The following is a 25,456-nucleotide window of genomic DNA, read 5'->3' as shown; positions in this document are numbered from 1 at the left end:
GCCTCACGCGATTGGCTGGTGGACAGTCACCAGCTTGGTGCCATCGGGGAAGGTGGCTTCCACCTGGATATCCGGGATCATTTCCGGGATGCCTTCCATCACTTGCTCGCGGCTGAGCAAGGTGGTGCCGAAGTGCATCAACTCGGCCACGGTGCGGCCATCGCGAGCGCCTTCCATCAGCGCGGCCGAGATATAGGCGATGGTTTCCGGGTAGTTGAGCTTCACGCCGCGCGCCAAGCGGCGCTCGGCCACCAGGCCGGCGGTGAAGATCAGCAGTTTGTCTTTTTCCCGTGGGGTCAAATCCATGGTTCAAGGTCCTTCAAACAGCATTCATAAAAACACCGCAGATCCCCTGTGGAAACAGGCCGGTGTGGGAGCTGGCTTGCCTGCGATAGCGGTGTATCAGGCACACCGCCATCGCAGGCAAGCCAGCTCCCACATAAACTCAGTTTCACTTGTTGATCTTCATGTGCTCCAGATTCGTGGTGCGACGGCTTCTCGCCCCAGCACTGCCGGGCGCAACAGCCGCCATAAATCAATCAACCACCCCCGCGCCAACAGCGCTTCCTCGGCCAGACAACGCGCCACCAGCAACCCAGGCAGTTGGGTCAAATCTCCGCGCACCGCGTGGGGCAGCGAGCGGCAACGCTCAAGCAATTCAGGATCGACCTCACCCGTCACCAGCAACGTGGCAAACACCGGCTGCCCATCCAGCCCGATGGGCGAATCCAGCAACCCATCGGCGCCCACAATGCGCTGGCGCTCATGCCAGAGCAACTGGCCGTCGCGGCGAATATCCAGGTGTGATTGAAAGTGGCCGAGGTCGAACCGCTCGCCGCTGGCCGGGCGCCCCAGGGCGACCACGTCCCAGTAGAACAACCGCGCATCGCCCGAGAGCTCGATGCGCGTAGTGAGTTCGGCCTGGGCGGCGCTGAACACGATGGTTTCCTGGGGCAGCCATTCCAGGGTCGCGCCGGCCTCGACGGTCAACTCAAGTTGCTGAAATGCCGGGCCGCTGGCGCGGTACCACTTGGCGGCGCCGGGGCTGGTCAACTGCGCCCATGCACCGGCGCTGACGTGGGCGCTGATGTCCAGGCGATCGCCGCCGGCAATTCCGCCGGGCGGGTGCACGATGATGTGCTGGCACACCTGGGGGCCTTCGGCGTACAGGTGCTTTTGCACGCGCAGCGGGCCCAGGTGGCGGCGCAATACCGGGCGCGTGGTGTCGCCGAAACGCGCGTAGCCGAGTTCCAGCGCGGCGTGCCAGCTGGGGGTGAACAGGGCAGGGGAAACGGGCAGGTTCATGGTTTTTGGCTTAATGTCGTGACGCCACAGATTAGATGGTTACGAGGCCGCGTACACCTTCGCTCTCCATATTTTCACCGCGGCCCTGCTGCACGATTTCACCGCGTGACATCACCAGGTAGTGGTCGGCCAGTTCGGCAGCGAAGTCGTAGAACTGCTCCACCAGCAGGATCGCCATGTCGCCACGCTCGGCAAGCTTCTTGATCACCGCACCGATCTCCTTGATCACCGACGGCTGGATACCTTCGGTGGGCTCATCGAGGATCAGCAGGCGCGGGCGGCTGGCCAGGGCGCGGCCAATCGCCAACTGTTGCTGCTGGCCCCCGGACAAATCGCCGCCGCGTCGATGCTTCATCTGCAGCAACACCGGAAACAGCTCGTAGATGAACGCGGGCACTTCCCTGGCTTCGGAACCGGGGAAGCGCGACAGCCCCATCAGCAGATTTTCTTCCACCGTCAGCCGGCCAAAAATCTCCCGGCCCTGAGGCACATAAGCGATCCCGGCATGGACACGCTGGTGCGGCTTGAAGCCGGTGATGGCCTTGCCTTCCCAATTTACCGCGCCCTCCTTGGCCGGCAGCAAGCCCATCAGGCACTTGAGCAGGGTGGTCTTGCCCACGCCGTTGCGGCCGAGCAGGCAGGTGACTTCGCCGATTTTCACGTCGAAGGACAGCCCGCGCAGGATGTGGCTACCGCCGTAGTACTGGTGCAGTTTGTCGACTTGCAGCATTCTCAATACCTCTTCAATCCCCCTGCGGGAACCGGATCAAATGTGGGAGCTGGCTTGCCTGCGATGCAGGCGACTCGGTGTTTGTGTGACACTGAGGTGACGCCATCGCAGGCAAGCCAGCTCCCAAATAAAGCAGTTTGTGTCAGCGTTAGCGACCGAGGTAGACCTCGATCACCCGCTCATTTTCCTGCACCTGTTCCAGCGACCCTTCGGCCAATACGCTGCCCTGGTGCAACACGGTGACGTGATCAGCGATGGAGCCGACAAAGCCCATGTCGTGCTCCACCACCATCAACGAATGCTTGCCGGCCAGGCGCTTGAACAGTTCGGCTGTGAATTCGGTTTCGGCGTCGGTCATGCCAGCCACCGGTTCGTCGAGCAGCAACAGTTGCGGGTCTTGCATCAGCAACATGCCGATTTCCAGGAACTGCTTCTGGCCGTGGGACAGTAAACCCGCGGGCCGATGCACCGAGGCGGTCAGGCGGATGGTGTCGAGTACTTCATCGATGCGGTCTTTTTGCTCGCCACTCAGGCGCGCCCGCAGGCTGGCCCACACCGACTTGTCGGTCTTCTGCGCCAGCTCAAGGTTTTCGAACACGCTGAGGGCTTCGAACACCGTAGGCTTCTGGAACTTGCGGCCGATACCGGCCTGGGCGATTTGCACTTCGCTCATGCTGGTCAGATCCAGGGTTTCGCCGAACCAGGCCCTGCCGTGGCTGGGCCGGGTCTTGCCGGTGATCACGTCCATCAACGTGGTCTTGCCTGCGCCGTTGGGGCCGATGATGCAGCGTAATTCGCCGACGCCGATATACAGGTTCAGGTCATTCAACGCTTTGAAACCGTCGAAGCTGACGCTGATATCTTCCAGGGTCAGGATGGTGCCGTGGCGGGTGTTGAGCCCTTTGCCTGCGGCCTGGCCGATACCGATCGCATCGCGGCCGCTGCCCGCATCGAAAATAGGTTCAAGCATGACGTTCCTCATTTCTTCAGCAGGCCGATAACGCCCTTGGGCAGGTACAGGGTGACGATGATGAACAGCGCCCCCAGGAAGAACAGCCAGTACTCGGGAAACGCCACCGTGAACCAGCTCTTCATGCCGTTGACCACCCCAGCGCCGAGCAATGGCCCGATCAGTGTGCCCCGCCCGCCGAGGGCGACCCATACGGCGGCCTCGATGGAGTTGGTCGGCGACATTTCGCTGGGGTTGATAATGCCCACCTGCGGCACATACAGCGCCCCCGCCAACCCGCACAACACTGCGCTCAACACCCACACAAACAACTTGAAGCCACGCGGGTCGTAACCACAGAACATCAGGCGGTTCTCGGCATCGCGCAAGGCGGTCAGCACGCGGCCGAACTTGCTCTGCGCCAGGCGCCAGCCGATGTACAGGCTGGCTACCAGCAACAGCACCGTGGCCACAAACAACACCGCCCGTGTGCCAGGTTCTGTAATGCCAAAGCCTAAGATGCTGCGAAAATTGGTGAAGCCGTTATTGCCGCCGAACCCGGTCTCGTTGCGAAAGAACAACAGCATTCCGGCAAAGGTCAGGGCCTGGGTCATGATCGAGAAATACACGCCTTTGATCCGTGAGCGGAAGGCGAAGAAACCGAACACTAGCGCGAGCACTCCCGGGGCCAGCACCACCAGGCACAGCGCCCAGAGAAAGTTGTCGGTGCCCGCCCAGTACCAGGGTAATTCGGTCCAGGACAAAAAGGTCATGAACGCCGGCAACTCGTCGCCCGACGCCTGGCGCATCAGGTACATGCCCATGGCATAACCGCCCAGGGCGAAGAACAGACCGTGGCCCAGGGATAACATCCCGGCATAGCCCCACACCAGGTCCAGCGCGAGCGCGACGATGGCGTAGCAGAGGATCTTGCCCACCAGTGTCAGGGTGTAGGCCGACACATGCAGTGGATTGTCCGGCGCCAGCAGCGAACACAGTGGCAGCGCCAGCAGCAGGAACAGGATCACCACGCCGACGGCGATCGTCACCTTGGGGCCGGCCTTTTGCGTGGCCGTAAGCATCAATGGCTGGTTCATCAGTCGATCACCCGTCCTTTCAGTGCGAAGAGTCCTTGCGGGCGTTTCTGGATAAATAGAATGATCAGCGCGAGGATCAGGATCTTGCCGAGCACGGCACCGATTTGCGGTTCAAGAATCTTGTTGGCGATACCCAGGCCGAAGGCCGCCATTACGCTACCGGCCAACTGGCCGACGCCACCGAGTACCACCACCAGGAACGAGTCGATGATGTAGCTCTGGCCCAGGTCCGGGCCGACGTTGCCGATCTGGCTCAGGGCCACGCCACCAAGGCCTGCGATGCCGGAGCCCAGACCAAAGGCGAGCATGTCCACGCGCCCGGTGGGCACGCCGCAGCAGGCGGCCATGTTGCGGTTCTGGGTGACGGCGCGCACGTTAAGACCCAGGCGTGTCTTGTTCAGCAACAACCAGGTGAGCACCACCACGAACAGCGCGAAGGCAATGATGACGATGCGGTTGTACGGCAGCACCAGGTTGGGCAGTACTTGAATACCGCCGGACAGCCAGGCGGGGTTGGACACTTCGACGTTCTGCGCGCCGAACACCAGGCGTACCAGTTGGATCAGCATCAGGCTGATGCCCCAGGTGGCGAGCAGGGTTTCCAGTGGTCGGCCATAGAGGTGACGAATCACCGTGCGTTCCAGGGCCATGCCGATGGCGGCGGTGACGAAGAACGCCACCGGTAGCGCGATCAGCGGGTAGAACTCGATGGCCTGGGGCACATAGCGCTGCATCATCAGCTGCACCACATAGGTGGAGTAGGCGCCGAGCATCAGCATCTCGCCATGGGCCATGTTGATCACGCCGAGCAGGCCGAAGGTGATCGCCAGACCCAGTGCCGCCAGCAATAGAATCGAGCCCAGCGACATGCCGCTGAACGCCTGCCCGAGGATCTCGCCGACCATCAGTTTGCGTTTGACCTGGGCCAGGCTGGTTTCGGCGGCGGTGTGCACGGCGGCATCGGTTTCCACGCCCGGCGCGAGCAGCGCTTCGAGGCGCGTGCGTGCCAGCGGGTCGCCGGTGCTGCCGAGCAGACGCACGGCGGCCAGTCGCACCGCAGGGTCGGTGTCCACCAGTTGCAGGTTGGCCAGGGCCAGGCTGAGGGCGCTGTGCACATCCTCGTCGGTTTCGGCGGCGACCTGCTGGTCGAGGAATTTCAACTGCGCAGGCACAGCGCTTTTTTGCAGGGTTCGAGCTGCCGCCAGGCGAACCTTGGGATCGGCGGCGAGCAGTTGCTGGCTGGCTTGGACGTTGTCGATCAGGCCGCGCAGACGGTTGTTCAGGCGTACGGTCTTGGTTTCGCCGTTGACGTTAAGTTGGCCTTGTTGCAGGGCATCCACCAGCTCGATGCGCGCCGGGTCAGGCTGGGCGGCCCAGTCCTGGAGCAGCTTGGCTTGTTGCATCGGGTTGGCGTTGATGAAGTCTTCGGCGTCGCTGGCGTGTGCAGCCAAAGGCAGCAACAACAGCACGGCGAGGATGAAGCGGTGGAGGGCAGTAGGCATAACACAATGTCCTAGTCATGCGCGGTCAACACTGTGGGAGGGGGCTTGCTCCCGATAGCGGTGTGTCAGGCAATGCATGTATCACTGACCCGCCGCCATCGGGAGCAAGCCCCCTCCCACATGTAGAACGCGTGGGGCTTTAGTTGCTCTTCACCGCATAGTCCGGCTTCTTGTCATTGCCCGGGATGTAAGGGCTCCATGGCTGTGCCCGAATCGGCGCTTCGGTCTGCCACACCACCGAGAACTGCCCGTCGGCCTGGATCTCGCCGATCATCACCGGTTTGTGCAGGTGGTGGTTGGTCTTGTCCATGGTCAGGGTAAAGCCCGACGGTGCGGCGAAGGTCTGGCCGCCCAGGGCTTCGCGCACTTTGTCGACGTCGGTGGACTTGGCTTTCTCTGCCGCCTGGGCCCACATATGGATGCCCACATAGGTGGCTTCCATCGGGTCGTTGGTCACGGCTTTGTCTGCGCCCGGCAGGTTGTGCTTCTTGGCGTAGGCTTTCCAGTCGGCGACGAATTTCTGGTTGACCGGGTTCTCCACCGACTGGAAGTAATTCCACGCCGCCAGGTTGCCCACCAGTGGTTTGGTGTCGATGCCGCGCAGTTCTTCTTCGCCCACCGAGAACGCCACCACCGGTACTTCGGTGGCTTTCAAGCCCTGGTTGGCCAGCTCTTTGTAGAACGGTACGTTGGAGTCGCCATTGACGGTGGAGACCACCGCAGTCTTGCCGCCGGCGGAGAATTTCTTGATGTTGGCGACGATGGTCTGGTAATCGGCATGGCCGAACGGGGTGTAGACCTCTTCGATATCTTTATCCGCCACACCTTTGGAATGCAGGAACGAGCGCAGGATCTTGTTGGTGGTGCGCGGGTACACGTAGTCGGTGCCCAGCAGGAAGAAGCGCTTGGCACTGCCGCCTTCTTCGCTCATCAGGTATTCCACTGCCGGAATCGCCTGCTGGTTCGGCGCTGCACCGGTGTAGAACACGTTCGGCGACATCTCTTCGCCTTCGTATTGCACCGGGTAGAACAGCAAACCGTTGAGTTCTTCGAACACCGGCAATACGGATTTGCGCGACACCGAGGTCCAGCAGCCAAACACCACGGCAACCTTGTCCTGGGTCAACAGTTGCCGGCCTTTTTCTGCGAACAGCGGCCAGTTGGACGCCGGGTCCACCACCACTGGTTCGAGCATCTTGCCGTTCACGCCGCCCTTGGCGTTGATCTCGTCGATGGTCATCAGCGCCATGTCTTTAAGCGAGGTTTCGGAGATCGCCATGGTCCCGGACAACGAGTGCAGGATGCCGACCTTGATGGTCTCGGCGGCCTGGACGGTCCAGGTCAAACCCATGGCGACAATGGATGCCGACAAAGTGAAAGCCTTGATCAAGCTGCGACGCTGCATGGTGCGATCTCCGTGGACTCAACACTGTTATGAGGGGAAAGTTGAGCAGGTGATTGCAAGCGCTGTGCCGAGTCGGAAAAAGGCATGAAATGGTCGCTTCGCCCAGGTCAGCGCATGGGAAATGCACCATGAAATGGCGGGACGGTCTGCCAGGTGCGTGGCTGTGCGCTACAACGGGGCGCGCTCAACGCTTGCGCATCAAACCGATAAAAAACAGCCCGCCAATCGCCGCCGTCGCCACGCCAATCGGCAAGTCTTCGGGCGCTATCAGTGTGCGTGCGGCGACATCGACCCACACCAGGAACACACTGCCCAGCAGCACGCACACTGGCAGTAAACGCCGGTGTTCGGCACCTATCAGGCGCCGGGCGATGTGCGGCACCATCAGCCCGACAAAGCCGATAGAGCCGCTGATGGACACCAGCACGCCGGTCATCAGCGAGGCGACCAGGAAGACTTTCAAGCGTACATTGCGTGCGTTCAAACCGAGGGTCACGGCGGTCTGCTCACCGGCCATCAATGCGTTGAGCGGGCGGGCCATGCCGAGCAGCAACAGCAACCCCAGCAGCACCGTGGTGGCGGGAATTGCCAGCAGTTCCCAGCGGGCCAGTCCCAGGCCGCCGAGCATCCAGAACATCACCGCCGAGGCGGCGCGGTGGTCACCCATGAACAGCAACAGGTTGGCCACCGCCATCATCACAAACGACACCGCTACACCGCACAGCAGCAGGCGATCACTTTCCAGGCGACCGTTGCGACTGGCGACGGCCAGCACCACCAACATGCTCAGCAGCGCACCGATAAAGGCGGCGAGGGGCAAGGTCAGCAGGCCGATGATTTCACCCACATGCAGCACCACGATCACCGCGCCGAGGGTGGCGCCGGAGGTCACACCGAGCAGGTGCGGGTCGGCCAGCGAGTTACGCGTGACCGCCTGCAGTACCGCGCCTATCAGTGCCAGCCCGGCGCCTACCAGCGCCCCCAGTAGCATACGCGGCACACGGATCAGCCAGACGATATGTTCCTGGCCCACACTCCAGTCCACCACACCCAAGCCGAACACCTTGTTCAGCAAAATTCGCCACACCACGTCCACTGGCACCTGCGCCGAACCGAACCCCAGGGAGATCACGCAGGAGACCAGCAACAAGGCACCCAGGGCGCTTAATAACAGGACGTAGTGACGGGTGATCATTCGCCGTGAAACCCCTTGGCCAGGGTTTCAACCGCTAGCACGTTGTCGATGCTTGGTGTGGCTTGCATATAGGGGATCACGATGAAGTGCTGGTGCTTGATGGCCTCCACCGATTGCAGTGCAGGGTGGTCAAGCAGGAACTGTTTCTTCTGTTCGGCGGTGACCTCGCTGTAGTCAACGATCACGATGACTTGTGGGTTGCGCTCAACGACGGTTTCCCAGTTGACTCGGGTCCAGCTGGCGTCGATGTCATCGAGGATGTTGCGCCCGCCGGCGGCGTCGATCAGCGCCTGGGGCATGCCCAGGCGGCCCGAGGTCATGGCGCGGTCTTCGCCGCTGTCGTAAAGGAACACCCGTGGCTTGTCGGCGGGCAGGTCTTTTTGCACCTCGGCCACTTGCGCCTGCATCTGGGCGATAAGGGTATTGGCGCGATCCTGCACGTCGAAGATCCTGCCCAGGTTGCGCAGGTCGTTATAGGTATCGTCGAGGCTTGCGGCTGGGCGCTTCATCACGAACGCACATGACTCGGTCAACTCATACACATTGATGCCCAAGGGTTGCAGGGTGTACGGCGTGAGGTCGCCGCCCACGCGCATACCGTAATCCCAGCCGGCGAAGAAGAAATCCACGTTGGCGTTGAGCAGGGTTTCCACCGACGGGTACTTGCTCGCCAGTTCCGGCAGGCCGTCGAGGAGCGTGGCCATTTGCGGCGGTACTGACTTCCAGCCGGTCACGCCGCTGTAGCCGGCCATGCGTGGCTTGAGGCCCAGGGCGAGCATCATCTGGGTCATGTTGATGTCGTGGCTGACCGCGTGTTGTGGGGCTTGCTGGAAGGTTACGTCGCGGTTGCAACTTTTGATGGTCAGCGGGTATCGGGTGCTTTCGGCGAGTGCTTGAGCCGCGCCGAGCAACAGAGGCAGAGACAGCAGGATGCGCAGGATCATGGCTGGGTTATCCAAGTGATTCGTGGGTAGCCGTCCAAGGGGTGAGTGTCGATCAAGGCCTCGACGCCAAACACGTCGCGCAGCAACGCGGCGGTCAGCACTTCGTGGGGCGTGCCGCTGGCGACGATGCGCCCGTGGTGGATCACGTACAGGCGATCACAGAAGGCGGCGGCCAGGTTGAGGTCATGGATACTCGCCAGGGTGCCGATGTTCAAACGCCTGACCAGCCTGAGCAACTCAAGTTGATAACGCGGGTCGAGGTGGTTGGTCGGCTCGTCAAGGATCAACAGTTGCGGTTGCTGGGCCAGGGCGCGGGCAAGGATGACGCGCTGTTTTTCACCGCCGGACAGGGTCGCGAAGGCATGGTCCTCGAAGCCTTGCATGCCCACCGATTCCAGCGCGTGAAGGATCAGTTGCTGGTCGTGCAGTGTGTCGCTGTCGAACAAACCCTTGTGGGGTGTGCGCCCCATGGCGACCACCTCATCCACGCGTAAGCCGAAGGTATCGGGAAACTCCTGCAGCACCACGGCGATGCGTTGCGCGCACCACTTTGCGCTTTGCTTCCAGACATTCTGGTGCGCAAGCGATACATCACCCTGTTCTGGCCGGGTGAACCGATAGGCGCAGCGCAACAGGCTGGTCTTGCCACTGCCGTTAGGTCCGATCAGCCCGACAAACTCCCCGGCACCGACGCGCAGGCTGGCGTCACGCAGTTGGAACTGGTGATGGCAGTGGTTGTGGCCGGGTGGAGTCCAAGCCAGGTCGGTGAGGGTGAGTGAGGTCATTAGAAGGTGTAGTCCGCGGTAATGAACATGGAGCGAGGTACACCTAGAATCCACTGCTGCCCATCGTTGTATTGGCTGACCGCATAAGTGCGATCGAACAGGTTATTGAGTTGCAGGCCCAGCGTGGTGTCGCGCATGGCTTTCCACGACAACGTGGCATCGACCACGGTATAGCTCGGCAGCTCGCTCTGGTTGGCCATATCGGCATAGCGTGCGTCGACGTAACGCACACCGGCAGCGGCACGCACGTTGTCGGTCACGGCCTTGCTCAGCCACAGGTTGGCGGTGCGGCGCGGAACGTCCACCGGGCGGTTGCCGTCGCGGGAGACCTGTACGCCGTTGACGTCTTGTTTGAAATCGTCGTACTGCGCCCGCACGACGGCGGCGTTGGCTTGCAACTGCCAGGCGTGGGGCAGTTGCAAGTCGAGGCTGGCTTCCAGGCCGTTGGAGGATTGTTGGCCGACTTGCTGTTTGAAGTCCGGCTCACCCGGCACATCCGTCAGCAGTTTCTTTTTGACGATGTGGTAGGCGGCGAGGGTCCATTCTCCGCGGGCACCCCAGAACGCTTGTTTGATGCCGACCTCGGTCTGCTTGGCGGTAGACAGGTCGAACTGTTGCTGGCTCGGGCTCAGGGAGATCAGCCCGCCGACGCCGTCGGTGCTGGTGGCGTACTGGCCGTAGACCGAGGTGTCCGGGGTGATCGCGTAGACCAGACCGGCTTTCCAGTTATTGCCGGTGAGGGTTTTGTCGGATTGGCCGCCAGTGCGCAGGTCGTCGCGGTCGATGTGCGCGTAGTCGCGGCGGATACCGGTGATCAGCGTGAGTTGGTCGGTCAACTGCAAGCGGTTTTCAGCAAACCCTGCGAAGGTTTTGGTCGTAGTGGAAAACACCGGTTTGAACGGGTCTTTACTGGCAAACGGCGCGGGCGCCGGGTGATACAGGTCGATGGGTTGGCCGGTTCCCGACACATCATTAAATGGCGTGTTGCTCGCCAGGCGGAAACGGATGCGGTTGTATTCCACGCCCGCTACGGTCTGGCTATCGAGGCCGAACAGGGTGTGCTTGAAGGTGAAGGTCTGGCGGTCGCCCACCTGTTCCTGATCGTGCTTGATACCGAAGTTGCCGCTGCGGGTCAGTTGGCCGTTGGTGAAATTGTAGTTCTCGGCGTTTTGCCAGCGGCGTTGGTTTTTCAGGTAATACAACTCGTTGGTGGCGCTGACGTTGTCGTTGAGTTGCCACTCGCTGGTCAGGCGCGTCCACTGGTCGTTGTAGTGCTGGGTGTCGTTGCTGACGTTGTAGTTCTTGTCGCGCAGGCCCTTGTGCAACTGGCCGTTGACCAGGGGCGTGCCGAAGTAGTTTTGTGGGCGCTGATCACCGTAGTCGCTGGCCAGGGTGAAACTCAGGTTGTCGGCTGGTTGCCAGCGCAGGGCGCCGCTGATGAAATCGCTGCTGGAATCGCCACGGTCGATGAAGCCGTTGCTGCGCAGGCGGTTGAGGTTCAAGCGGTAGCTCAAGGTGTCGGTCAGCGAGCCGCCGCTGTCGAGGGCTTGCTGCTGGCGGTCGTAGGAGCCGTAGCCAAGGCGGATATGGTTTTCGATCTCGCCCGCAAAGGGTTTTTTCGAGATCGTGTTGATCACCGCGCCGGTGGCGCCTTCGCCGTACAGCACCGAGGCCGGGCCGCGCAGCACGTCCACCCGCTCCACTGCCCAGCTGTCCACCGGGAAGGTCGAGGTGCCCATGCCGGTGTACATGCGGTTGCCGTCGTACAGCTGCATAACCGAGCTTTGGCCGGTAAAACCACGGGCCTGCAACGAGGTGCCGCCGTCGCCCGGCGTGCCGGTGCGGCTGATGCCGGTGGCGCGGGAGATGGCGTCCTGCACGCTGGCGTCGCCACGTTCGCGGATCTGGGCGCCGGTCTGGCTTTCAACGCTGCCGGGGGTTTGCAGCGCTGTGAGATTCAGGCGCGAACCGGCGGTGGTCGGGGTGTTGAGGTCAACGCGCTCACTATCCACTGCCGGTGCGGTAATGGGGCTGGCGGGCAGGGTCAGGGCCTGGGCGTTGGTATGCAGGGCGAGCAGGCACAGGCCGCTCGCAAGGTAGTTGTTCATCGGTCGATCAGTCGCTTCTTGAGAGGTACTCGCCGCAGGGCGCGGCGAGCAACGATAGCGCAGAAAGTGTTATAAGTTAACACTTATCGGCTGCGGGGCAAAAGTCTGCGCAAGGCTACACAAGCCCCCTGGATTGGGCATCTCGCCTGTTTCATGCGGAACCTGAAGCGGATTCACCTTGGCCAAAAAAGCGCGACAGCACCAGACGATCCAGTACCCACACCACGATCAGCGACGCCCCCACCAGCGGGAAAACAAGTGCCAGGCCCAGCATGATCACCACCGCGGTTTTCCACTTTGGCAGGTCATGACGCAACGGCGGAACACCCACGCCACCGGCAGGGCGACGCTTCCACCAGATCACCACGCCGCTGACCGCACTGAGCAGGATCATCAGGCAGATCACCAGCACGATCAGTTGGTTGACCCAGCCGAACATCTTGCCTTCATGCAGCATCACGCCGGTCTCGGTGGCGCGGGCGACCAGGTTGTAATGTTCCCAACGCACATCGGCCAGGACCTTGCCGGTGTACTGGTCCACATGCAGGGTGGCGTCATTGCGCGGGTCGTTGGCGAACACCGCGACGGTGAATACCCCCGTGGCGGTGGTGGGGAAGGTGATGCTGTAGCCGGGCTCGACCTTGCGTGCATTGGCCAAGTCGACCACTTGTTGCAGGCGCACGCTTGGCGCGGCAGGGCCTGAGTGCATGGCGCCATGCTTCATGTGTTCGGCGTGGTCGCCAGACATCGGCATCGGCGTGTTTTCCATGGCCCAGGGCACGGTCTGTTGGGTGGCCGTGTTAAGCACGCGTGCCTGCTGGTCGGACTGCGGCACGTTGTTCCACATCGCCGCCGGGAAGGTGTTCCACAGGTCGGCGTATTGCTTGCCCCAGAAACCGGTCCAGGTCATGCCGCTGAGCAGCATGACCAGCAGAAATGCCGCGCCCCAGAAGCCGGCGACAGCGTGCAGGTCACGCCAGAACAAGCGGCCACGGCTGTTGAGGCGCGGCCACAATATGCCAGCCGATGACTTGCCACGCGGCCACCACAGGTACAGGCCGGACACCACCAGCATGACGCCCCAGCCGGCGGCGAGTTCTATCAGGCGGTCGCCGGTGGTGCCGATCATCAGCTCGCCGTGCAGGGCGCGGGCAATGGCCTGCAGGTTGTATTTGGCGTCCTGCTCACCCAGGACTGTGCCGCGATACGGGTCGACGAATACGCTGATCTCGCGGCCCTGGTTGTGCATAACGAACTGCGCGCTGCTGGTGGCGTCGGCAGGCGGCAGGTATTTGCTGATCGCGGCCTGGGGGTAGGCGTCTTTGGCGCGTTGCAGCAGTTCGTCGGCGCTCAGAGCGTGCTCGGCGGCGGGTACGGTGAGCAGGTGGCCGTACATCAGCGGGTCGAGTTGGGGTTTGAACAGGTAGATGATGCCGGTCAGGGCCAGCAGCACCATGAAAGGGGCGACAAAGAGACCGGCGTAGAAGTGCCAGCGCCAAGCCAGGTTGTAGAAGGAGATTTTCGGTGTGCTCATCAGGGGCTCCGCAAGGCTTTTGATTTTTTTGTGTCGGTTACACCGCCATCGGGGGCAAGCCCCCTCCCACATTTGAAATGCGTTTCAAGTGTGGGAGGGGGCTTGCTCCCGATGCTGTTAGAAGCTCATGTCCACCTTGGTCCAGAGCGTACGCCCCGGCTCCTTGATGGCTTGCGGGTCATTCGCCGGGTAACCGAAGCCTGCGTTACCCGCCAGGTTCAAATGCTCGGCATAAGCCTTGCCGAACAGGTTGTCGACTCCGGTACTGACCTTGAAGTTCTTATTGATGCGGTACGCAGCGTTGAGCGAGAACACGCCAAAACCGCCGCTCTTGTCGTAGTCCTTGCCGACCACGTTGCCCTTGTTCTGGTCGATGCGGTTTTGCGCCGCGACCACGCGCCACAAGGCGCCGGCACTCCAGTCGTCTTCGCTGTAGGTCAGGCCCAGGCGTGCATCCAGCGGCGGCATCTGCGGCAGGGCTTTGCCATCGCTGCTGTTCTTGGCCCAGGCGTAGGCGAGGCTGGCGTCGGCTTTCCAGTTGCGGCTCAGCTTGTAGGCCGCACCCAACTCGCCACCCATGATGCGCGCGTCGACATTGCGCGCCTGGGAAGTGGTGCCCATCATGCCGGGCCGGTAGTCGAACAGGATGAAGTCGCGCACCTGGCCGACGTAACCCGAGGCCCAGGCTTCGAGGTCGGCGGTTTTGTATTGCGCGCCGAAATCCAGCTGCGTGGTCTTCTCGGGCTTCACGCCGTCAAAGGCATTCACCGAGCCGACCGCGCCGGTGTTGGGGGAGAACAGTTCCCAGTAATCCGGAAAGCGTTCAGCGTGACCCAGGCCCGCATAGACGGTCGTGGGCGTGTCCGCCAGGTCGTGCTCGTAGCGCACAAAGCCCGATGGCAAGGTGTCTGCGCGGGTGTCGTCGGCGGTGGGGTTGGGGCGGCTCATCATTGCCGAGCCGGTGCGTTGCCGGAAATCCTTGGCTGAGGCGCGGTCCAGGCGGGCGCCGGTGATCAGGCGGTCGTTGTCGGCGGCGTACCAGGTCAGCTCGCCGAATACCCCGTAGTTGTGGAAGTTGGCGTCCTTGTTGCGCGGCAGGTCCTTGTAGGTGTCGATGCCCATGCTGCTGCGCGCGCGGTGTTCGTTGGTCTGCGCGTCCAGACCGCCGATCAGTTGCACATCGGCCCAGCGCCAGGTTGCCTTGATGCGACCGCCCAGGGTGCGACGGTCGACGTTGGAGGCCATGGGCCCGGCCATCATGCCGGTGCCCGAAGGGACGCGCAGGCTGTAGTTGTCCATGACGTGGTCGGCGTAGTTGTAGTAGACCTGGGCCTCGACCTTGTCCAGCACCTCGCCGAGGTTGGATTTTTCGAAGCGCAGCCCGAGGCTTTCGCGCAGGAATTGCGAGCCGTCCATACCGCGTCCGGCGTAGCGCGCTTCCCCGTCGCCACGGCCGGCGGTTAGTTCCAGCAGCGTGTCGGCGTCGGGGGTGAAACCCACCGCCACATCGCCATTCCACTTGTCATAGCGCGAGGCGACAGTGTCGTTGTTGCCGTCCTTGTAATCGTCGGCATGGGCCTGGTTGCCGATCACCCGCACATAGCCCAACGGGCCTCCTGCAGCAGCATCGATGACCTTGTCGAAACGCCCGTTGGAACCGGCCAGTACACTGGCATTGACCCGCGTGCCCAGCTCGCCGAACTGCTCGGGCTCACGCTCGAACAGGATCGTACCGGCCGACGCGCCCGGGCCCCAGAGTACGGTTTGCGGGCCTTTGATCACGGTGAGCTTGTCGTAGGTTTCCGGCGAAATATACGAAGTCGGCGCATCCATGCGGCCTGGGCAGGCGCCGAGCATCATGCCGCCGTTGGTAAGGATGTTCAGGCGCGAGCCGAACATGCCGCGCAGCACCGGGTCGCCGTTGGTGCCGCCGTTGCGCACCAGGGCGAAGCCGGGGATGGTCTTGAGGTAGTCGCCGCCATCGCTCGCGGGCACCGGCTGGCGTGGATCCTTGGGGTTGGTGACAACGGTGAGGGGCGAGCTGGGAGCGATCGCGGTGATCACCGTGGGGCTCAGCTCGTGTTCGTGCGCATGGGCGTAGGGGGCAAGCAGTGCGCCGCACAGAGCGGCGAAAACAGGGGCAGCGCCCAAACGGGTGTCAGCAGAAAACCTGGACATGACAAATTCCATCAATCAATCGTAAACAACACGGCCAGCAGCCTGCGGCTGTCTAATTGAAGTCGGCCGGGGTGAAGTAACGCGGTGAAGGGCTTACGACACGATGGGCGGCGCACGACTGCGGGCGCCAGGGAAGATGCTCTGCCGAGCATGGCCCAGGTGGGGGGCGGGGATGAGCGCGTTGGCTGGCGGCGGGGTGCCGAGCGTTACGTAGGAGACGCTGCCGGGCAGGGCAGGGCAACTGAACAGCAGGCTGCAATAGCCGCATTTCTCCCAGAGGACATGATGTTCGTCGGGGGTTTTGGTCGGCTTGGGCTCGCCGTGGCACGCGGGCATGTCCATGGACATACCGGCGTGATGATCCATCGGCATCGCTTGGGAAATCAGCGGACCGATAAAGATCATCAGCATGGCGAACAGGCTGATCCAACTGCCGCGCATCACACGGCGGTGCGGAGACAACCTGGCGCGGGGGGCGCCCATCGGGTAGGTCTAGTGAGTGTGCTTATGCTCGTGCGTGGCCATCGGCGGGACCTTCTGCACCGACACTTGCACCTGAACCTTGCCTGCTTTCTCGAAGGTCAGGGTCAGTGGGAATTGCTTGCCATCGGCCAACAGGCTGCGGTCTTTGAGGCCCAGCAGCATCACGTGATAAGCCATCGGCGCGAAGGTCAGCTCACCCTTGGCCGGTACGGCAACGCTGGGCACTTGCTGCATCTTCATCAAGTCGCCTTGCATCACATGCTCGTGCAGCTCGGCTTTCTCCGCGACGCTGGTTTCAACGCTGAGCAGGCGATCCGGAGCAGCCCCGGTGTTATGAATCACAAAGTAGGCCGCCACGGTCGGCGCATTCGGTGGCAGCTCCTGGGACCAGGGATCGCTCACCAACAGGTCGCCGGCCTTGTAGTCATCGGCATTGGCAGCACTGAACACCGGCAACAGCAACGCAGCCAGAAGCAGGGAAGATTTAAGCATGGCAGTTCTCCAGAACGGTTCTAAACGCAGTTCACTTGCGAAGAAGATCAGGCCGTTGGGGAGGCGCGAGGGTTAAGGCTTGGCCATTGCTGGCGCGGGGTGGGATTGCGCAATAAGCGTGGCGGCAGGCTCTGCACCGCCTCGAAGCGCGTCATATACAGCTGCGGCACATGCCCCGGCAACGCCACCAACGGCGCCGAGCCCGAGCAACACCAGCAATGCTGCATGGCAGAGTGATCGTCCGGCGCTGCCGGGATTTCCAGCTTGCCCAGGGCAATCGCCTTCAGGCTCGCACCATTGGACGAACAGAACCCACCCCTCATCAGACGCTTGACCGGGTCATCAGTCTGCTGCATCGCACTGGCCAACGGCATGGCAAACGCATTGAACAGCACTGCAAGGCAGGCGATCCAGGCAATTGCAAAGCGTTGACGGGCCATGGCGGATAATCCGTAGGGTTAAACGATCAGGGGGTATTTAGCCTGATCGGGGGGGATAAGTAAAAAGGGGCGGTGTGGTTTGGTGTCGCAGTGCTGGATTTGAGCGTAGACGGGAATTGAGTGGATGAGGATCTTCAGGGCTGCGCAGGTCAAATGTGGGAGGGGGCTTGCTCCCGATCGCGGTGTGTCAGTTACTGATTTGTTGGCTGATCCGCCGCCATCGGGAGCAAGCCCCCTCCCACATTAGGTCGGTGTTGCTCAGAGGGGGTGTATTGCCTGTAGCACCGCAGCTACGGTGGTGAACTCTCGATTCACCGCCGCCAGCACTGGCCGCTTCAGCACCAATACCGGCACGCCACGCTCACGCGCCACTTCCAGCTTCGGTTCGGTGGCGGTGCTGCCGCTGTTCTTGCTGATCAGTACATCGATCCTGCGCCGTTCGAATAAAGCCCGCTCATCCTCGATCAGAAACGGTCCGCGCGCGCCGATCACTTCACACCGCGCATTCCCCGGATAAACGTCCAGTGCGCGCAGCGTCCAGAACTGGTCGGCGGGGATTTCCTCCAGATGCTGCAACGGTTCGCGACCCAAGGTGAACAATGGGCGCTTGAAGGGCTTCAACGCGGCTATCAGTGCGGCCCAGTCAGGCACTTCCCGCCAGTCATCCCCCACCTGCGGCTGCCACGCTGGACGTCGCAACGCCCAGCAAGGCACATCGCTCAATCGCGCCGCCTGGGCCGCGTTGTGGCTGATCTGCGCCGCATACGGATGCGTGGCATCGAGAATCAGGCTGATACGCTCGTCACGAACAAACTGCGCGAGCCCTTCAGCGCCTCCATAACCCCCGACTCGAACCTGGCAGCTCAGGTCGGTCGGCACACGGCCTACGCCCGCCAGGCTGTAGATATGCTCCGGCCCCAGGGTGCGGGCAACGGCCAGCGCCTCCGTCACGCCGCCCAGCAACAGAATCCTTTTCATAGGGGCTTGATCACTTCCAATAGCGTGATCGGCAATGCCTGGCGCCAGGTATCGAACTCGCCCAATGGTTGCGCCTGGGCCACGTGGATGCGGGTCAGTTCGCCGCCATGCTCGGCGCGCCAGTTCATCAAGGTCATTTCGCTTTGCAGGGTCACGGCATTGGCCACCAACCGTCCACCGGGGCGCAGGTGTTGCCAGCAGGTGTCGAGCACGCCTTCGCGGGTGACGCCGCCGCCGATGAAGATGGCGTTCGGTGCTTCCAGACCGCTTAACGCATCCGGCGCCTTGCCGCGAATCAGTTGCAGGCCGGGCACGCCGAGGGCGTCGCGGTTGTGTTCGATCAGGCTTTGGCGGCCTGCGTCGGCCTCGATTGCCACGGCGCGGCAGCTTGGATGCGTGCGCATCCATTCAATGCCGATGGAGCCGCTGCCCGCGCCCACGTCCCACAGCAGTTCGCCGGGCATGGGGGCGAGGCGGGCGAGGGTCATGGCGCGCACGTCGCGTTTGGTCAGTTGGCCATCGTGCTTGAAGGCCGCGTCGGGCAAACCTGCAAGGCGTGACAGACGTGGTGCGTTCGCATCCGCCAGGCAGTCGATGGCGACCAGGTTCAAAGCGGCAACTTCGGCGTGTTCCCACGATTGCGCGTGCCCGTCGATGCGCCCCTCAGCCGGGCCGCCCAGGTGTTCAAACACAGTAATCCGGCTGGGGCCGAAACCGCGTTCGGCCAACAACGCAGCCATCAAAGCGGGGCTGCTGCCGTCATTGCTCAAGACCAACAAGCGCACGCCAGCGGCCAGATGCGCATTAAGTGCCGCCAACGGACGAGCGACCACCGATAGCGTCACCACCTCCTGCAACGGCCAGCCCAGGCGCGCTGCCGCCAGGGACACCGACGATGGTGCGGGCAAAATCAACAACTCTTCAGCTGCCACTTGCCGGGCCAGGCTGGCGCCGACGCCATAGAACATCGGGTCGCCACTGGCCAAGACGCACACAGGCTCCCCGCGCCGCGACAACACCGGCTCCAGGGAAAACGGGCTCGGCCACACCTGGCGTTCGCCGCGAATACACACCGGCAAAAGGTCCAACTGGCGTTGGCCGCCTATAATCCGCGTGGCGCGCAACAGGGCGTGCCGGGCATTCCTGCCCAGGCCCTTGAAGCCGTCTTCACCGATGCCTACAACCGTCAGCCAGGGCGACATATCAATTCCTTGAGCGACATCCGACGGGCAGGCTTTTCATGCCGCCGGACAAAGCAGGCATAATACCGCGCCTTTACCCGTCAACCGGTAGCCCCGTGAACCCAACGCCCGCTGTGAATACCATGCGCCCCTCGGCTTGTCCGGGGTTGCTGCGTATTGTCCAGGCGTTGGACGGCGGCATTTGCCGGATCAAACTCGCCGGTGGTTCGATCACCGCAGCCCAGGCCAGCGCCGTGGCCGACGCGGCCCGTACGTACGCGGGGGGGATAATCGAGGCGACCAACCGCGCCAACTTGCAGATCCGCGGCATTGGCGCCGAGCAGGACGCCTTGATCGCCAGGTTGCTTGCCGCCGGTCTGGGCCCCAATAACGCTGCCGGTGACGACGTGCGCAACCTGATGCTCAGCCCCGCTGCTGGTATCGACCCGCAGATGCTGTTCGACACCCGCCCGCTGGCCACGCAGATTCTTGCCACCTTGCAAAACCATGCGCGGTTCCACCAGCTGTCGGCCAAGTTCGCGATACAACTCGATGGCGGTGAAGCCCTGGCGATGCTGGAGCATCACCATGACCTGTGGCTGTCGGCGTTTGTGCGCGATGGTCAGACGCTGTTGGCGTTCGGCCTGGCCGGTTGTCCGGGGCTGGATGCGCCCGTGGCAGCAGTGCCGCTGGACCAGGGGCATGCGCTGGTGGTGGCGGTGCTGGAGGCCTTTCTCGACCTGGCGACGCCCGAGCAAACACGTATGCGTCATCTGCCTGTGGATAACTTGTTGGGCCGCCTGAGGCTGCCGCTGTTGTCGGCGCAGGGCTTCAAGCGCCCGGCCAGTGGTGCGTTGTTGCACATCGGCAGTTATCCACAGGCCCAAAAGAATCAGTTTTACGTCGCGGCAGTCGCGCCATTGGGCCGCCTGGATTCGCTGATGCTCCAGGGCGCCGCGCAACTGGCCAGCGAGTACGGCGATGGCACGTTGCGCTTCACGCCCTGGCAGGGCGTGCTACTGGCCAACATTGAACGCGTTGGCGCCGTGACCGAACGCCTGGCGCAACTGGGCTTTGTGTGTTCAATCGACCAACCCCTGGCGCGCATGATTGCCTGCACCGGTTCCAGCGGTTGCGGCAAGGGCCTGGCCGATACCAAGGTCGACGCGGTGCAACTGGCCGCCCTGCAACCCGGCGTCGAAGCGCACCTGTCCGGCTGCCCGCGCTCATGCGCCGCCGCGCACACCGCGCCGGTCACGTTGCTGGCGGTGAGCCCCGGCCATTACGACCTCTATTTTCGCGATGCAGCCCACCCGGGTTTCGGTCGGCTGCACGCGCGCACTCTTTCCATTGAAGCGGCGGGCGCCCTGTTACGCGCTCGCCCACGGAGCAACACCGATGATTGATTACATCCGCGACGGTCAGGAGATCTATCGCAACTCCTTTGCCATTATTCGCGCGGAAGCCAACCTGGACCGCATCCCGGCCGATCTGGAAAAACTCGCGGTGCGGGTGATTCATGCGTGCGGCATGGTCGAGGCCATCGACGGTCTGCAATTTTCCGAAGGGGCGGGCAAGGCCGGGCGCGATGCACTGGCTGCTGGCGCGCCGATCCTGTGTGATGCGCGGATGGTCTCCGAGGGCGTGACTCGTGCTCGTTTGCCGGCCAATAACGAAGTGATCTGCACCCTGCGCGACGACAGCGTGCCGCAGCTGGCGCGGGAGCTGGGCAACACCCGTTCCGCCGCCGCCCTGGAGCTGTGGCGCCCGCACCTGGAAGGCAGCGTGGTGGTGATCGGCAACGCGCCGACCGCCTTGTTCTACCTGCTGGAAATGCTCGACGCCGGCGCGCCAAAACCGGCGCTGATCCTGGGGTTCCCGGTCGGTTTCGTCGGCGCCGCCGAATCCAAGGCCATGCTTGCCGCCGACAGCCGTGGCGTACCCTTCGTGATCATGCAAGGCCGCCTGGGCGGTAGCGCAATGGCCGCCGCCGCCGTCAACGCCCTGGCCACGGAGGTCGAATAATGCAGGTGCGCGGACGTTTGATCGGGCTGGGCGTAGGCCCCGGTGACCCGGAACTGATCACCCTCAAGGCCCTGCGCCTGCTGCGTGAATCGCCGGTGGTGGCGTATTTCGTGGCCAAGGGCAAGAAGGGCAACGCTTTCGGCATCATCGAAGGCCACCTGGTGCCACAGCAGACCCTGATGCCGCTGGTGTACCCGGTCACCACTGAAGCGCTGCCGGCGCCGCTGTCCTATGAACAAGTGATCAGCGACTTCTACGACAACGCCAGCCTCGACGTGGCCGCGCACCTGGACGCGGGCCGCGATGTGGCGGTGATCTGCGAAGGTGATCCGTTCTTCTACGGCTCCTACATGTACCTGCATGACCGCCTTGCCGAGCGCTACGAAGCCCAGGTAATTCCGGGCGTGTGTTCGATGCTCGGTGGCGCTTCGGTGCTCGGCGCGCCGTTGGTGTATCGCAACCAGAGCTTGTCGGTGCTCTCGGGCGTGTTGCCCCATGATGACCTCAAGCGCCGCCTGGCGGATGCCGATGCCGCAGTGATCATGAAGCTGGGGCGCAACTTCCCGAAGGTGCGCCAGGTGTTGGAAGAGCTGGGCCTGGCCGAACGTGCGTTGTACGTGGAGCGCGCCACCATGGCCAACCAGAAGATCGTGCCGCTGGACCAGGTGGAGCCGATGTCGTCGCCGTATTTCTCGCTGATCATCGTGCCCGGTGAAAGGTGGCAAGGTTGATGACTCCGGCGATTGTGATTCTGGGCCAAGGCAGTTTGGCCACGGCGCGCAAGATCCAGCAGGTTTACCCTGGCGCGTTGATTCACGGCCTGGCCGCTCGGGTTGAAGGGGCGGACCAGAGCTACAGCGAGTTCGGCGCGACGCTGCGCCAGCTCTACCAGCAAGGCACGCCGCTGATTGCCCTGTGCGCGGCCGGCATTGTGATTCGCACCTTGGCGCCGCTGCTGCTGGAAAAGGGCGAGGAACCCGCCGTGCTGGCCGTGGCAGAAGACGGCAGCGCCGTGGTGCCGCTGCTGGGTGGCCTGGGCGGGGTGAATGTGATGGCGCGGGACATCGCCGCGGCATTGGGCGTATCCGCGGCAATCACCACCAGTGGCGAACTGCGTTTTGGCACCTGCCTGCTCAACCCGCCGACGGGTTATCAACTGGCGGACATTGAACTGGGCAAGCGCTTTGTCTCGGACCTTTTGGCCGGTGAGTCGGTACGCGTCGAAGGCGTGGCGCCGTGGCTGGATCAAGCCAATCTGGCCCAGGACCCACAGGCGCGCCTGGCGATTCATGTGGGCAGTGCCGAGCGCCCACCGGCAGCGAACGAGCTGCTGATTTATCCGCAAAACGTCTGCATTACCTGCAAGCCTGGTGCGCGGTTGGCCGAGCGCGTGCGCACTGCGCTGCATGAGGCGGGGATCGCGGTGCAAGCCGTGGCCTGCCTGTTGGCCAGCGACCTGCAGATGGCCGACGCCTCATTGCATGAAGCTGCGCTGGCGTTGGGTGTGCCGCTGCGTTTTGCCCCGGTGACGCCCATTGCGGACATCAGCATTACCGTGGCCGAACAGCCCTTGGACGTGTCGCAGGTGGGACGCCCCCGTGGCCGTCTCGCAGTGATCGGCCTGGGTCCCGGCGCGGCCGAGTTGATGGTGCCGGCGGTCAAGGCGGAACTGGCGCGTTGCACCGATGTGCTGGGGTATGAAACCTATGTGCGCATGGCCGGGCCGTTCCGTGACGATCAAGTGCAACACTGCACCGACAACCGCGAAGAAATGCAGCGCGCTCGCCATGCTTTCGAGCTGGCTGCGCAGGGGCGTTCGGTGGTGGTGGTGTCGTCCGGCGACCCGGGTGTATTCGCCATGGCCGCCGCGGTGATCGAGGCGCTGCACGACTCCACGGACCCGGCCTGGCATCAGGTCGACCTGGAAATCCTGCCGGGGGTTTCTGCCTCCTTGGCCACCGCCGCCCAGGCCGGTGCACCCTTGGGGCATGACTTCTGCGTCATGTCGCTGTCGGATAACCTCAAGCCCTGGTCGATCATTGAAAAGCGCCTGGACCTGGCTTCCCAGGCCGATCTGGCCCTGGCGTTCTACAACCCGATCTCGCGTTCGCGGCCCTGGCAACTGGGGCGTGCCCTGGAGATCGTCGGCCTGCACCGCACGCCCGATACGCCGGTGGTGCTGGGCCGCGACATCGGCCGCCCGGGCCAGACGCTACGCGTCACCACCCTGGGCCAATTGACGCCCGAGCAGGTGGACATGCGCACCATGGTGCTGATCGGCTCGTCCACCACCTGCGTGTTCCCGCGTGCCGGTGGCGGGGCGTGGGTGTACACGCCGCGTTGGTACGGCGACAAACCCGCCTCCTGAAAACGGCCCGCTGGCCGCCGGAAAGCTCCGAATGACCCTGGGATTCTCCTGAGGTTGTTCGGGGCTTTTTCTTTTTTTTACGGTGAAAACCGCAAGCCTGCCGGCTGTGCCTTGTGATTGCTGGGCACTGGGTTTTGACCGGTGCCACCAAGGCATGTTTGTCGCATGGAAAGCCCTCCGCCCGCTGGACTAGTGTGAAGGAAAGCCCCATGTCGGGTGCTTGTGGAGAACTGAAAAATGGAGCGACGTCACAGAAGGATCAACACTATCAAACGGCGCAAGCTGATTGCCGCCTACAAGTTGCCGGGGGCACCAGGAGTGCACGCGGCGTTACCCCTGGACACTGACGACGACTGCAATGCGGCGGTGGTCAACAACGGGGTGATTTCCTTCGCCGAGGGGCTGTCTGGGCTGAACCGCGAATACATTCGCAAGAGTTACCTGCTGGCCAGCAGTTACGTGAGCGATGTATTGAAAGTACATCGGGGCACCGAGGCGTGGTACGACGAATTTATCAAGGTCATGGTCAGTCTTGGCTGGCTGCCGGTGCGCAGCAGTTTCGAGCGTGTCTCGCGCTCCGGCAAGGGACTGACGGTGCAATTGGCGGCGCTGAATATTATCGGCGCGCTGCTGGCGTCGATGTCACTGTCGGGGCCGCTGGTTACCGCGCTGCCAAAACTGGCCGCCGATGCGCTGGAGGCATTGAAGCGGCAGCCGGCGTCTTTTGATTTGTTCAAGCGCAATAGCGCGGTGCATGAGGGCGGTGACTTCGGCGTGGCGTCCTGCGCCGAAACCAATGGTGAAGTGATGATGGTGCTGGTGACCTTCAGCAGCCACGGCGTGAACAAACAGGTGGGAGTGCCGTTCCTTGAATGGGACAGCTCATCGTTCGAGGCTTTCAGCGGGCAAACCTGCCTGGTGCTGAACACCTCGGTGGTCAACGAAAAAACCATCCAGCTGATGCGCGAAAGCGCCGGTGACAAGGTGCAGCTGGCGATTGCCAAATACCGGATCTAAGGCACCAGGTAGCCGCGAACCCCGGTAAAAATGATTTGCGCGGCCAGGGCGCATACGAACAGGCCCATCAACCGGCTTACAATCTGCAAGCCCTGGTCGCCGAGAATCCGTTCGATACGGTTGGACAGGTACAGCACCACACCCACTGTGAGGCTGGCCAAGGCGATGCTGAGGATGGCGGTGAGCTTGTCGTCCCAGTGGGGCTGGCTCACGCCCATCACCAGCAGCGCACCGATGGTGCCTGGGCCGACAGTGAGCGGGATGGTCAGCGGCACGATGGTCACGTCCTGCTGCACGTTGTCGGTCTGCACCGCCGACTTGCCCTGAGCCATGCCCAGGGCCGAGATAAACAACACGCTGCCGGCGCCGATACGGAACGCGTCCACGGTAATGCCGAACACGCTGAAAATCACCCTGCCGAACAGGTAGAGCAACACGCTCGATACCAGGGTCGCCAGTGCGACTTTCCAGGCCAGGCGCCGACGTTCCTTGCTGGAATAGCCACGGGTCAGGCTGATAAAGCAGGACAGCACAAAAAACGGGCTGTAGAGCACCAGCATCTTCAGGTAAACGCTGAATAACACATGGAGCATGGGGGCGGCTCGCGGGCGGGGGAAGTGTGGAGGAGTCTATCCGACAGAGATCAAATGTGGGAGCTGGCTTGAACTGCGATAGCCATAGGTATCTACACAATTTTGTAGGTTGTAGCAGCCGACGGTAACCACGATGCGAAGCGAGTC

The 25,456-nt window shown here is 62.8% G+C and carries 24 protein-coding genes; 5 read left to right on the top strand and 19 right to left on the bottom strand.

The window, feature by feature from the left end; all coding sequences use genetic code 11:
- Positions 1–3 precede the first annotated feature (3 nt).
- The 18 genes from ureA to cbiE all read right to left on the bottom strand — a co-directional run bounded on the left by ureA (position 4) and on the right by cbiE (position 19,327).
- Complete coding sequence (gene ureA / locus E4O98_RS13975; protein ID WP_032878149.1) at positions 4–306, bottom strand: urease subunit gamma; 303 nt, start codon at positions 304–306, stop codon at positions 4–6.
- Positions 307–465: 159 nt separating this feature from the next.
- Entirely contained in the window at positions 466–1,305 is an 840-nt protein-coding gene (locus E4O98_RS13970; RefSeq protein WP_032878148.1) for an urease accessory protein UreD, read from the bottom strand.
- Positions 1,306–1,336: 31 nt separating this feature from the next.
- Positions 1,337–2,035, bottom strand: coding sequence for an urea ABC transporter ATP-binding subunit UrtE (urtE, locus tag E4O98_RS13965; protein ID WP_078820165.1), 699 nt, complete (start codon positions 2,033–2,035; stop codon positions 1,337–1,339).
- 148 nt (positions 2,036–2,183) lie between these two features.
- Positions 2,184–3,017, bottom strand: coding sequence for an urea ABC transporter ATP-binding protein UrtD (urtD, locus tag E4O98_RS13960; RefSeq protein WP_087149500.1), 834 nt, complete (start codon positions 3,015–3,017; stop codon positions 2,184–2,186).
- A complete protein-coding gene (urtC, locus tag E4O98_RS13955; RefSeq protein ID WP_248135537.1) occupies positions 3,014–4,081 on the bottom strand; it encodes an urea ABC transporter permease subunit UrtC in 1,068 nt (355 codons plus the stop codon). The genes urtD and urtC overlap by 4 nt, the downstream gene beginning before the upstream one ends.
- A complete protein-coding gene (urtB, locus tag E4O98_RS13950) occupies positions 4,081–5,583 on the bottom strand; it encodes an urea ABC transporter permease subunit UrtB (RefSeq protein ID WP_148852887.1) in 1,503 nt (500 codons plus the stop codon). The genes urtC and urtB overlap by 1 nt, the downstream gene beginning before the upstream one ends.
- Positions 5,584–5,722: 139 nt before the next feature.
- A complete protein-coding gene (gene urtA / locus E4O98_RS13945) occupies positions 5,723–6,988 on the bottom strand; it encodes an urea ABC transporter substrate-binding protein (RefSeq protein WP_032878139.1) in 1,266 nt (421 codons plus the stop codon).
- A gap of 184 nt (positions 6,989–7,172) precedes the next feature.
- Positions 7,173–8,183 (bottom strand): iron ABC transporter permease, encoded by a 1,011-nt coding sequence (locus tag E4O98_RS13940; protein ID WP_032878137.1) that lies wholly within the window; start codon positions 8,181–8,183, stop codon positions 7,173–7,175.
- A complete protein-coding gene (locus E4O98_RS13935; RefSeq protein WP_223018723.1) occupies positions 8,180–9,127 on the bottom strand; it encodes an ABC transporter substrate-binding protein in 948 nt (315 codons plus the stop codon). The genes E4O98_RS13940 and E4O98_RS13935 overlap by 4 nt, the downstream gene beginning before the upstream one ends.
- Positions 9,124–9,912, bottom strand: a complete 789-nt coding sequence (locus E4O98_RS13930) for an ABC transporter ATP-binding protein (RefSeq protein WP_228309289.1) — start codon at positions 9,910–9,912, stop codon at positions 9,124–9,126. Before E4O98_RS13930 ends, E4O98_RS13935 begins: the two co-directional genes overlap by 4 nt.
- Positions 9,912–12,020, bottom strand: a complete 2,109-nt coding sequence (locus tag E4O98_RS13925) for a TonB-dependent receptor (RefSeq protein WP_248135535.1) — start codon at positions 12,018–12,020, stop codon at positions 9,912–9,914. The genes E4O98_RS13930 and E4O98_RS13925 overlap by 1 nt, the downstream gene beginning before the upstream one ends.
- A gap of 151 nt (positions 12,021–12,171) precedes the next feature.
- A complete protein-coding gene (locus tag E4O98_RS13920; RefSeq protein WP_248135533.1) occupies positions 12,172–13,554 on the bottom strand; it encodes a PepSY domain-containing protein in 1,383 nt (460 codons plus the stop codon).
- Between the two features lie 117 nt (positions 13,555–13,671).
- Positions 13,672–15,732, bottom strand: a complete 2,061-nt coding sequence (locus tag E4O98_RS13915; protein WP_248135531.1) for a TonB-dependent copper receptor — start codon at positions 15,730–15,732, stop codon at positions 13,672–13,674.
- Positions 15,733–15,825: 93 nt separating this feature from the next.
- Positions 15,826–16,215: a DUF2946 domain-containing protein gene (locus E4O98_RS13910; RefSeq protein WP_248135529.1), complete on the bottom strand. Its 390-nt coding sequence runs from the start codon at positions 16,213–16,215 to the stop codon at positions 15,826–15,828.
- Positions 16,216–16,224: 9 nt separating this feature from the next.
- Entirely contained in the window at positions 16,225–16,707 is a 483-nt protein-coding gene (locus E4O98_RS13905; RefSeq protein WP_032878127.1) for a copper chaperone PCu(A)C, read from the bottom strand.
- A 47-nt stretch (positions 16,708–16,754) separates the two neighbouring features.
- Positions 16,755–17,147: a DUF2946 domain-containing protein gene (locus tag E4O98_RS13900; protein ID WP_248135527.1), complete on the bottom strand. Its 393-nt coding sequence runs from the start codon at positions 17,145–17,147 to the stop codon at positions 16,755–16,757.
- A gap of 258 nt (positions 17,148–17,405) precedes the next feature.
- Positions 17,406–18,125, bottom strand: a complete 720-nt coding sequence (locus E4O98_RS13895) for a cobalt-precorrin-6A reductase (RefSeq protein ID WP_248128430.1) — start codon at positions 18,123–18,125, stop codon at positions 17,406–17,408.
- Complete coding sequence (gene cbiE / locus E4O98_RS13890) at positions 18,122–19,327, bottom strand: precorrin-6y C5,15-methyltransferase (decarboxylating) subunit CbiE (protein ID WP_148852868.1); 1,206 nt, start codon at positions 19,325–19,327, stop codon at positions 18,122–18,124. The genes E4O98_RS13895 and cbiE overlap by 4 nt, the downstream gene beginning before the upstream one ends.
- A 38-nt stretch (positions 19,328–19,365) precedes the next feature.
- Here cbiE and cobG point away from each other — a divergent pair, with 38 nt between their 5' ends.
- The 5 genes from cobG (at position 19,366) to E4O98_RS13865 (ending at position 24,716) form a co-directional block, all read left to right on the top strand.
- On the top strand, positions 19,366–20,712 hold the full coding sequence (gene cobG / locus E4O98_RS13885) for a precorrin-3B synthase (RefSeq protein ID WP_248135525.1): 1,347 nt from the start codon (positions 19,366–19,368) through the stop codon (positions 20,710–20,712).
- Positions 20,705–21,331: a precorrin-8X methylmutase gene (locus tag E4O98_RS13880; RefSeq protein WP_005784376.1), complete on the top strand. Its 627-nt coding sequence runs from the start codon at positions 20,705–20,707 to the stop codon at positions 21,329–21,331. Before cobG ends, E4O98_RS13880 begins: the two co-directional genes overlap by 8 nt.
- Positions 21,331–22,062, top strand: coding sequence for a precorrin-2 C(20)-methyltransferase (locus tag E4O98_RS13875; RefSeq protein ID WP_005784378.1), 732 nt, complete (start codon positions 21,331–21,333; stop codon positions 22,060–22,062). The genes E4O98_RS13880 and E4O98_RS13875 overlap by 1 nt, the downstream gene beginning before the upstream one ends.
- On the top strand, positions 22,062–23,699 hold the full coding sequence (gene cobJ, locus E4O98_RS13870; RefSeq protein ID WP_228309295.1) for a precorrin-3B C(17)-methyltransferase: 1,638 nt from the start codon (positions 22,062–22,064) through the stop codon (positions 23,697–23,699). The genes E4O98_RS13875 and cobJ overlap by 1 nt, the downstream gene beginning before the upstream one ends.
- A 237-nt stretch (positions 23,700–23,936) precedes the next feature.
- Complete coding sequence (locus E4O98_RS13865) at positions 23,937–24,716, top strand: hypothetical protein (RefSeq protein WP_032878118.1); 780 nt, start codon at positions 23,937–23,939, stop codon at positions 24,714–24,716.
- Here the strand turns inward: E4O98_RS13865 and E4O98_RS13860 are convergent.
- Complete coding sequence (locus tag E4O98_RS13860) at positions 24,713–25,309, bottom strand: MarC family protein (RefSeq protein WP_003171467.1); 597 nt, start codon at positions 25,307–25,309, stop codon at positions 24,713–24,715. The genes E4O98_RS13865 and E4O98_RS13860 overlap by 4 nt on opposite strands.
- Between the last annotated feature and the right edge of the window lie 147 nt (positions 25,310–25,456).

It is taken from the genome of Pseudomonas sp. W2Jun17 (genome assembly GCF_023127795.1).
GTDB lineage: Bacteria > Pseudomonadota > Gammaproteobacteria > Pseudomonadales > Pseudomonadaceae > Aquipseudomonas > Aquipseudomonas synxantha_A.
This window is presented reverse-complemented; position numbering and strand designations above follow the sequence as displayed.

Coding starts and splice junctions, on each gene's coding strand:
- E4O98_RS13875 (WP_005784378.1), top strand. CDS start 21,331: ATGCAGGTGCGCGGACGTTTGATCGGGCTGGGCGTAGGCCCCGGTGAC.
- E4O98_RS13905 (WP_032878127.1), bottom strand. CDS start 16,707: ATGCTTAAATCTTCCCTGCTTCTGGCTGCGTTGCTGTTGCCGGTGTTC.
- E4O98_RS13900 (WP_248135527.1), bottom strand. CDS start 17,147: ATGGCCCGTCAACGCTTTGCAATTGCCTGGATCGCCTGCCTTGCAGTG.
- E4O98_RS13865 (WP_032878118.1), top strand. CDS start 23,937: ATGGAGCGACGTCACAGAAGGATCAACACTATCAAACGGCGCAAGCTG.
- urtD (WP_087149500.1), bottom strand. CDS start 3,017: ATGAGGAACGTCATGCTTGAACCTATTTTCGATGCGGGCAGCGGCCGC.
- ureA (WP_032878149.1), bottom strand. CDS start 306: ATGGATTTGACCCCACGGGAAAAAGACAAACTGCTGATCTTCACCGCC.
- E4O98_RS13925 (WP_248135535.1), bottom strand. CDS start 12,020: ATGAACAACTACCTTGCGAGCGGCCTGTGCCTGCTCGCCCTGCATACC.
- urtA (WP_032878139.1), bottom strand. CDS start 6,988: ATGCAGCGTCGCAGCTTGATCAAGGCTTTCACTTTGTCGGCATCCATT.
- E4O98_RS13915 (WP_248135531.1), bottom strand. CDS start 15,732: ATGTCCAGGTTTTCTGCTGACACCCGTTTGGGCGCTGCCCCTGTTTTC.
- E4O98_RS13940 (WP_032878137.1), bottom strand. CDS start 8,183: ATGATCACCCGTCACTACGTCCTGTTATTAAGCGCCCTGGGTGCCTTG.
- E4O98_RS13895 (WP_248128430.1), bottom strand. CDS start 18,125: ATGAAAAGGATTCTGTTGCTGGGCGGCGTGACGGAGGCGCTGGCCGTT.
- E4O98_RS13910 (WP_248135529.1), bottom strand. CDS start 16,215: ATGGGCGCCCCCCGCGCCAGGTTGTCTCCGCACCGCCGTGTGATGCGC.
- E4O98_RS13920 (WP_248135533.1), bottom strand. CDS start 13,554: ATGAGCACACCGAAAATCTCCTTCTACAACCTGGCTTGGCGCTGGCAC.
- cbiE (WP_148852868.1), bottom strand. CDS start 19,327: ATGTCGCCCTGGCTGACGGTTGTAGGCATCGGTGAAGACGGCTTCAAG.
- cobG (WP_248135525.1), top strand. CDS start 19,366: ATGCCGCCGGACAAAGCAGGCATAATACCGCGCCTTTACCCGTCAACC.
- E4O98_RS13880 (WP_005784376.1), top strand. CDS start 20,705: ATGATTGATTACATCCGCGACGGTCAGGAGATCTATCGCAACTCCTTT.
- E4O98_RS13935 (WP_223018723.1), bottom strand. CDS start 9,127: ATGATCCTGCGCATCCTGCTGTCTCTGCCTCTGTTGCTCGGCGCGGCT.
- urtB (WP_148852887.1), bottom strand. CDS start 5,583: ATGCCTACTGCCCTCCACCGCTTCATCCTCGCCGTGCTGTTGTTGCTG.
- E4O98_RS13860 (WP_003171467.1), bottom strand. CDS start 25,309: ATGCTCCATGTGTTATTCAGCGTTTACCTGAAGATGCTGGTGCTCTAC.
- E4O98_RS13970 (WP_032878148.1), bottom strand. CDS start 1,305: ATGAACCTGCCCGTTTCCCCTGCCCTGTTCACCCCCAGCTGGCACGCC.
- E4O98_RS13930 (WP_228309289.1), bottom strand. CDS start 9,912: ATGACCTCACTCACCCTCACCGACCTGGCTTGGACTCCACCCGGCCAC.
- urtE (WP_078820165.1), bottom strand. CDS start 2,035: ATGCTGCAAGTCGACAAACTGCACCAGTACTACGGCGGTAGCCACATC.
- urtC (WP_248135537.1), bottom strand. CDS start 4,081: ATGAACCAGCCATTGATGCTTACGGCCACGCAAAAGGCCGGCCCCAAG.
- cobJ (WP_228309295.1), top strand. CDS start 22,062: ATGACTCCGGCGATTGTGATTCTGGGCCAAGGCAGTTTGGCCACGGCG.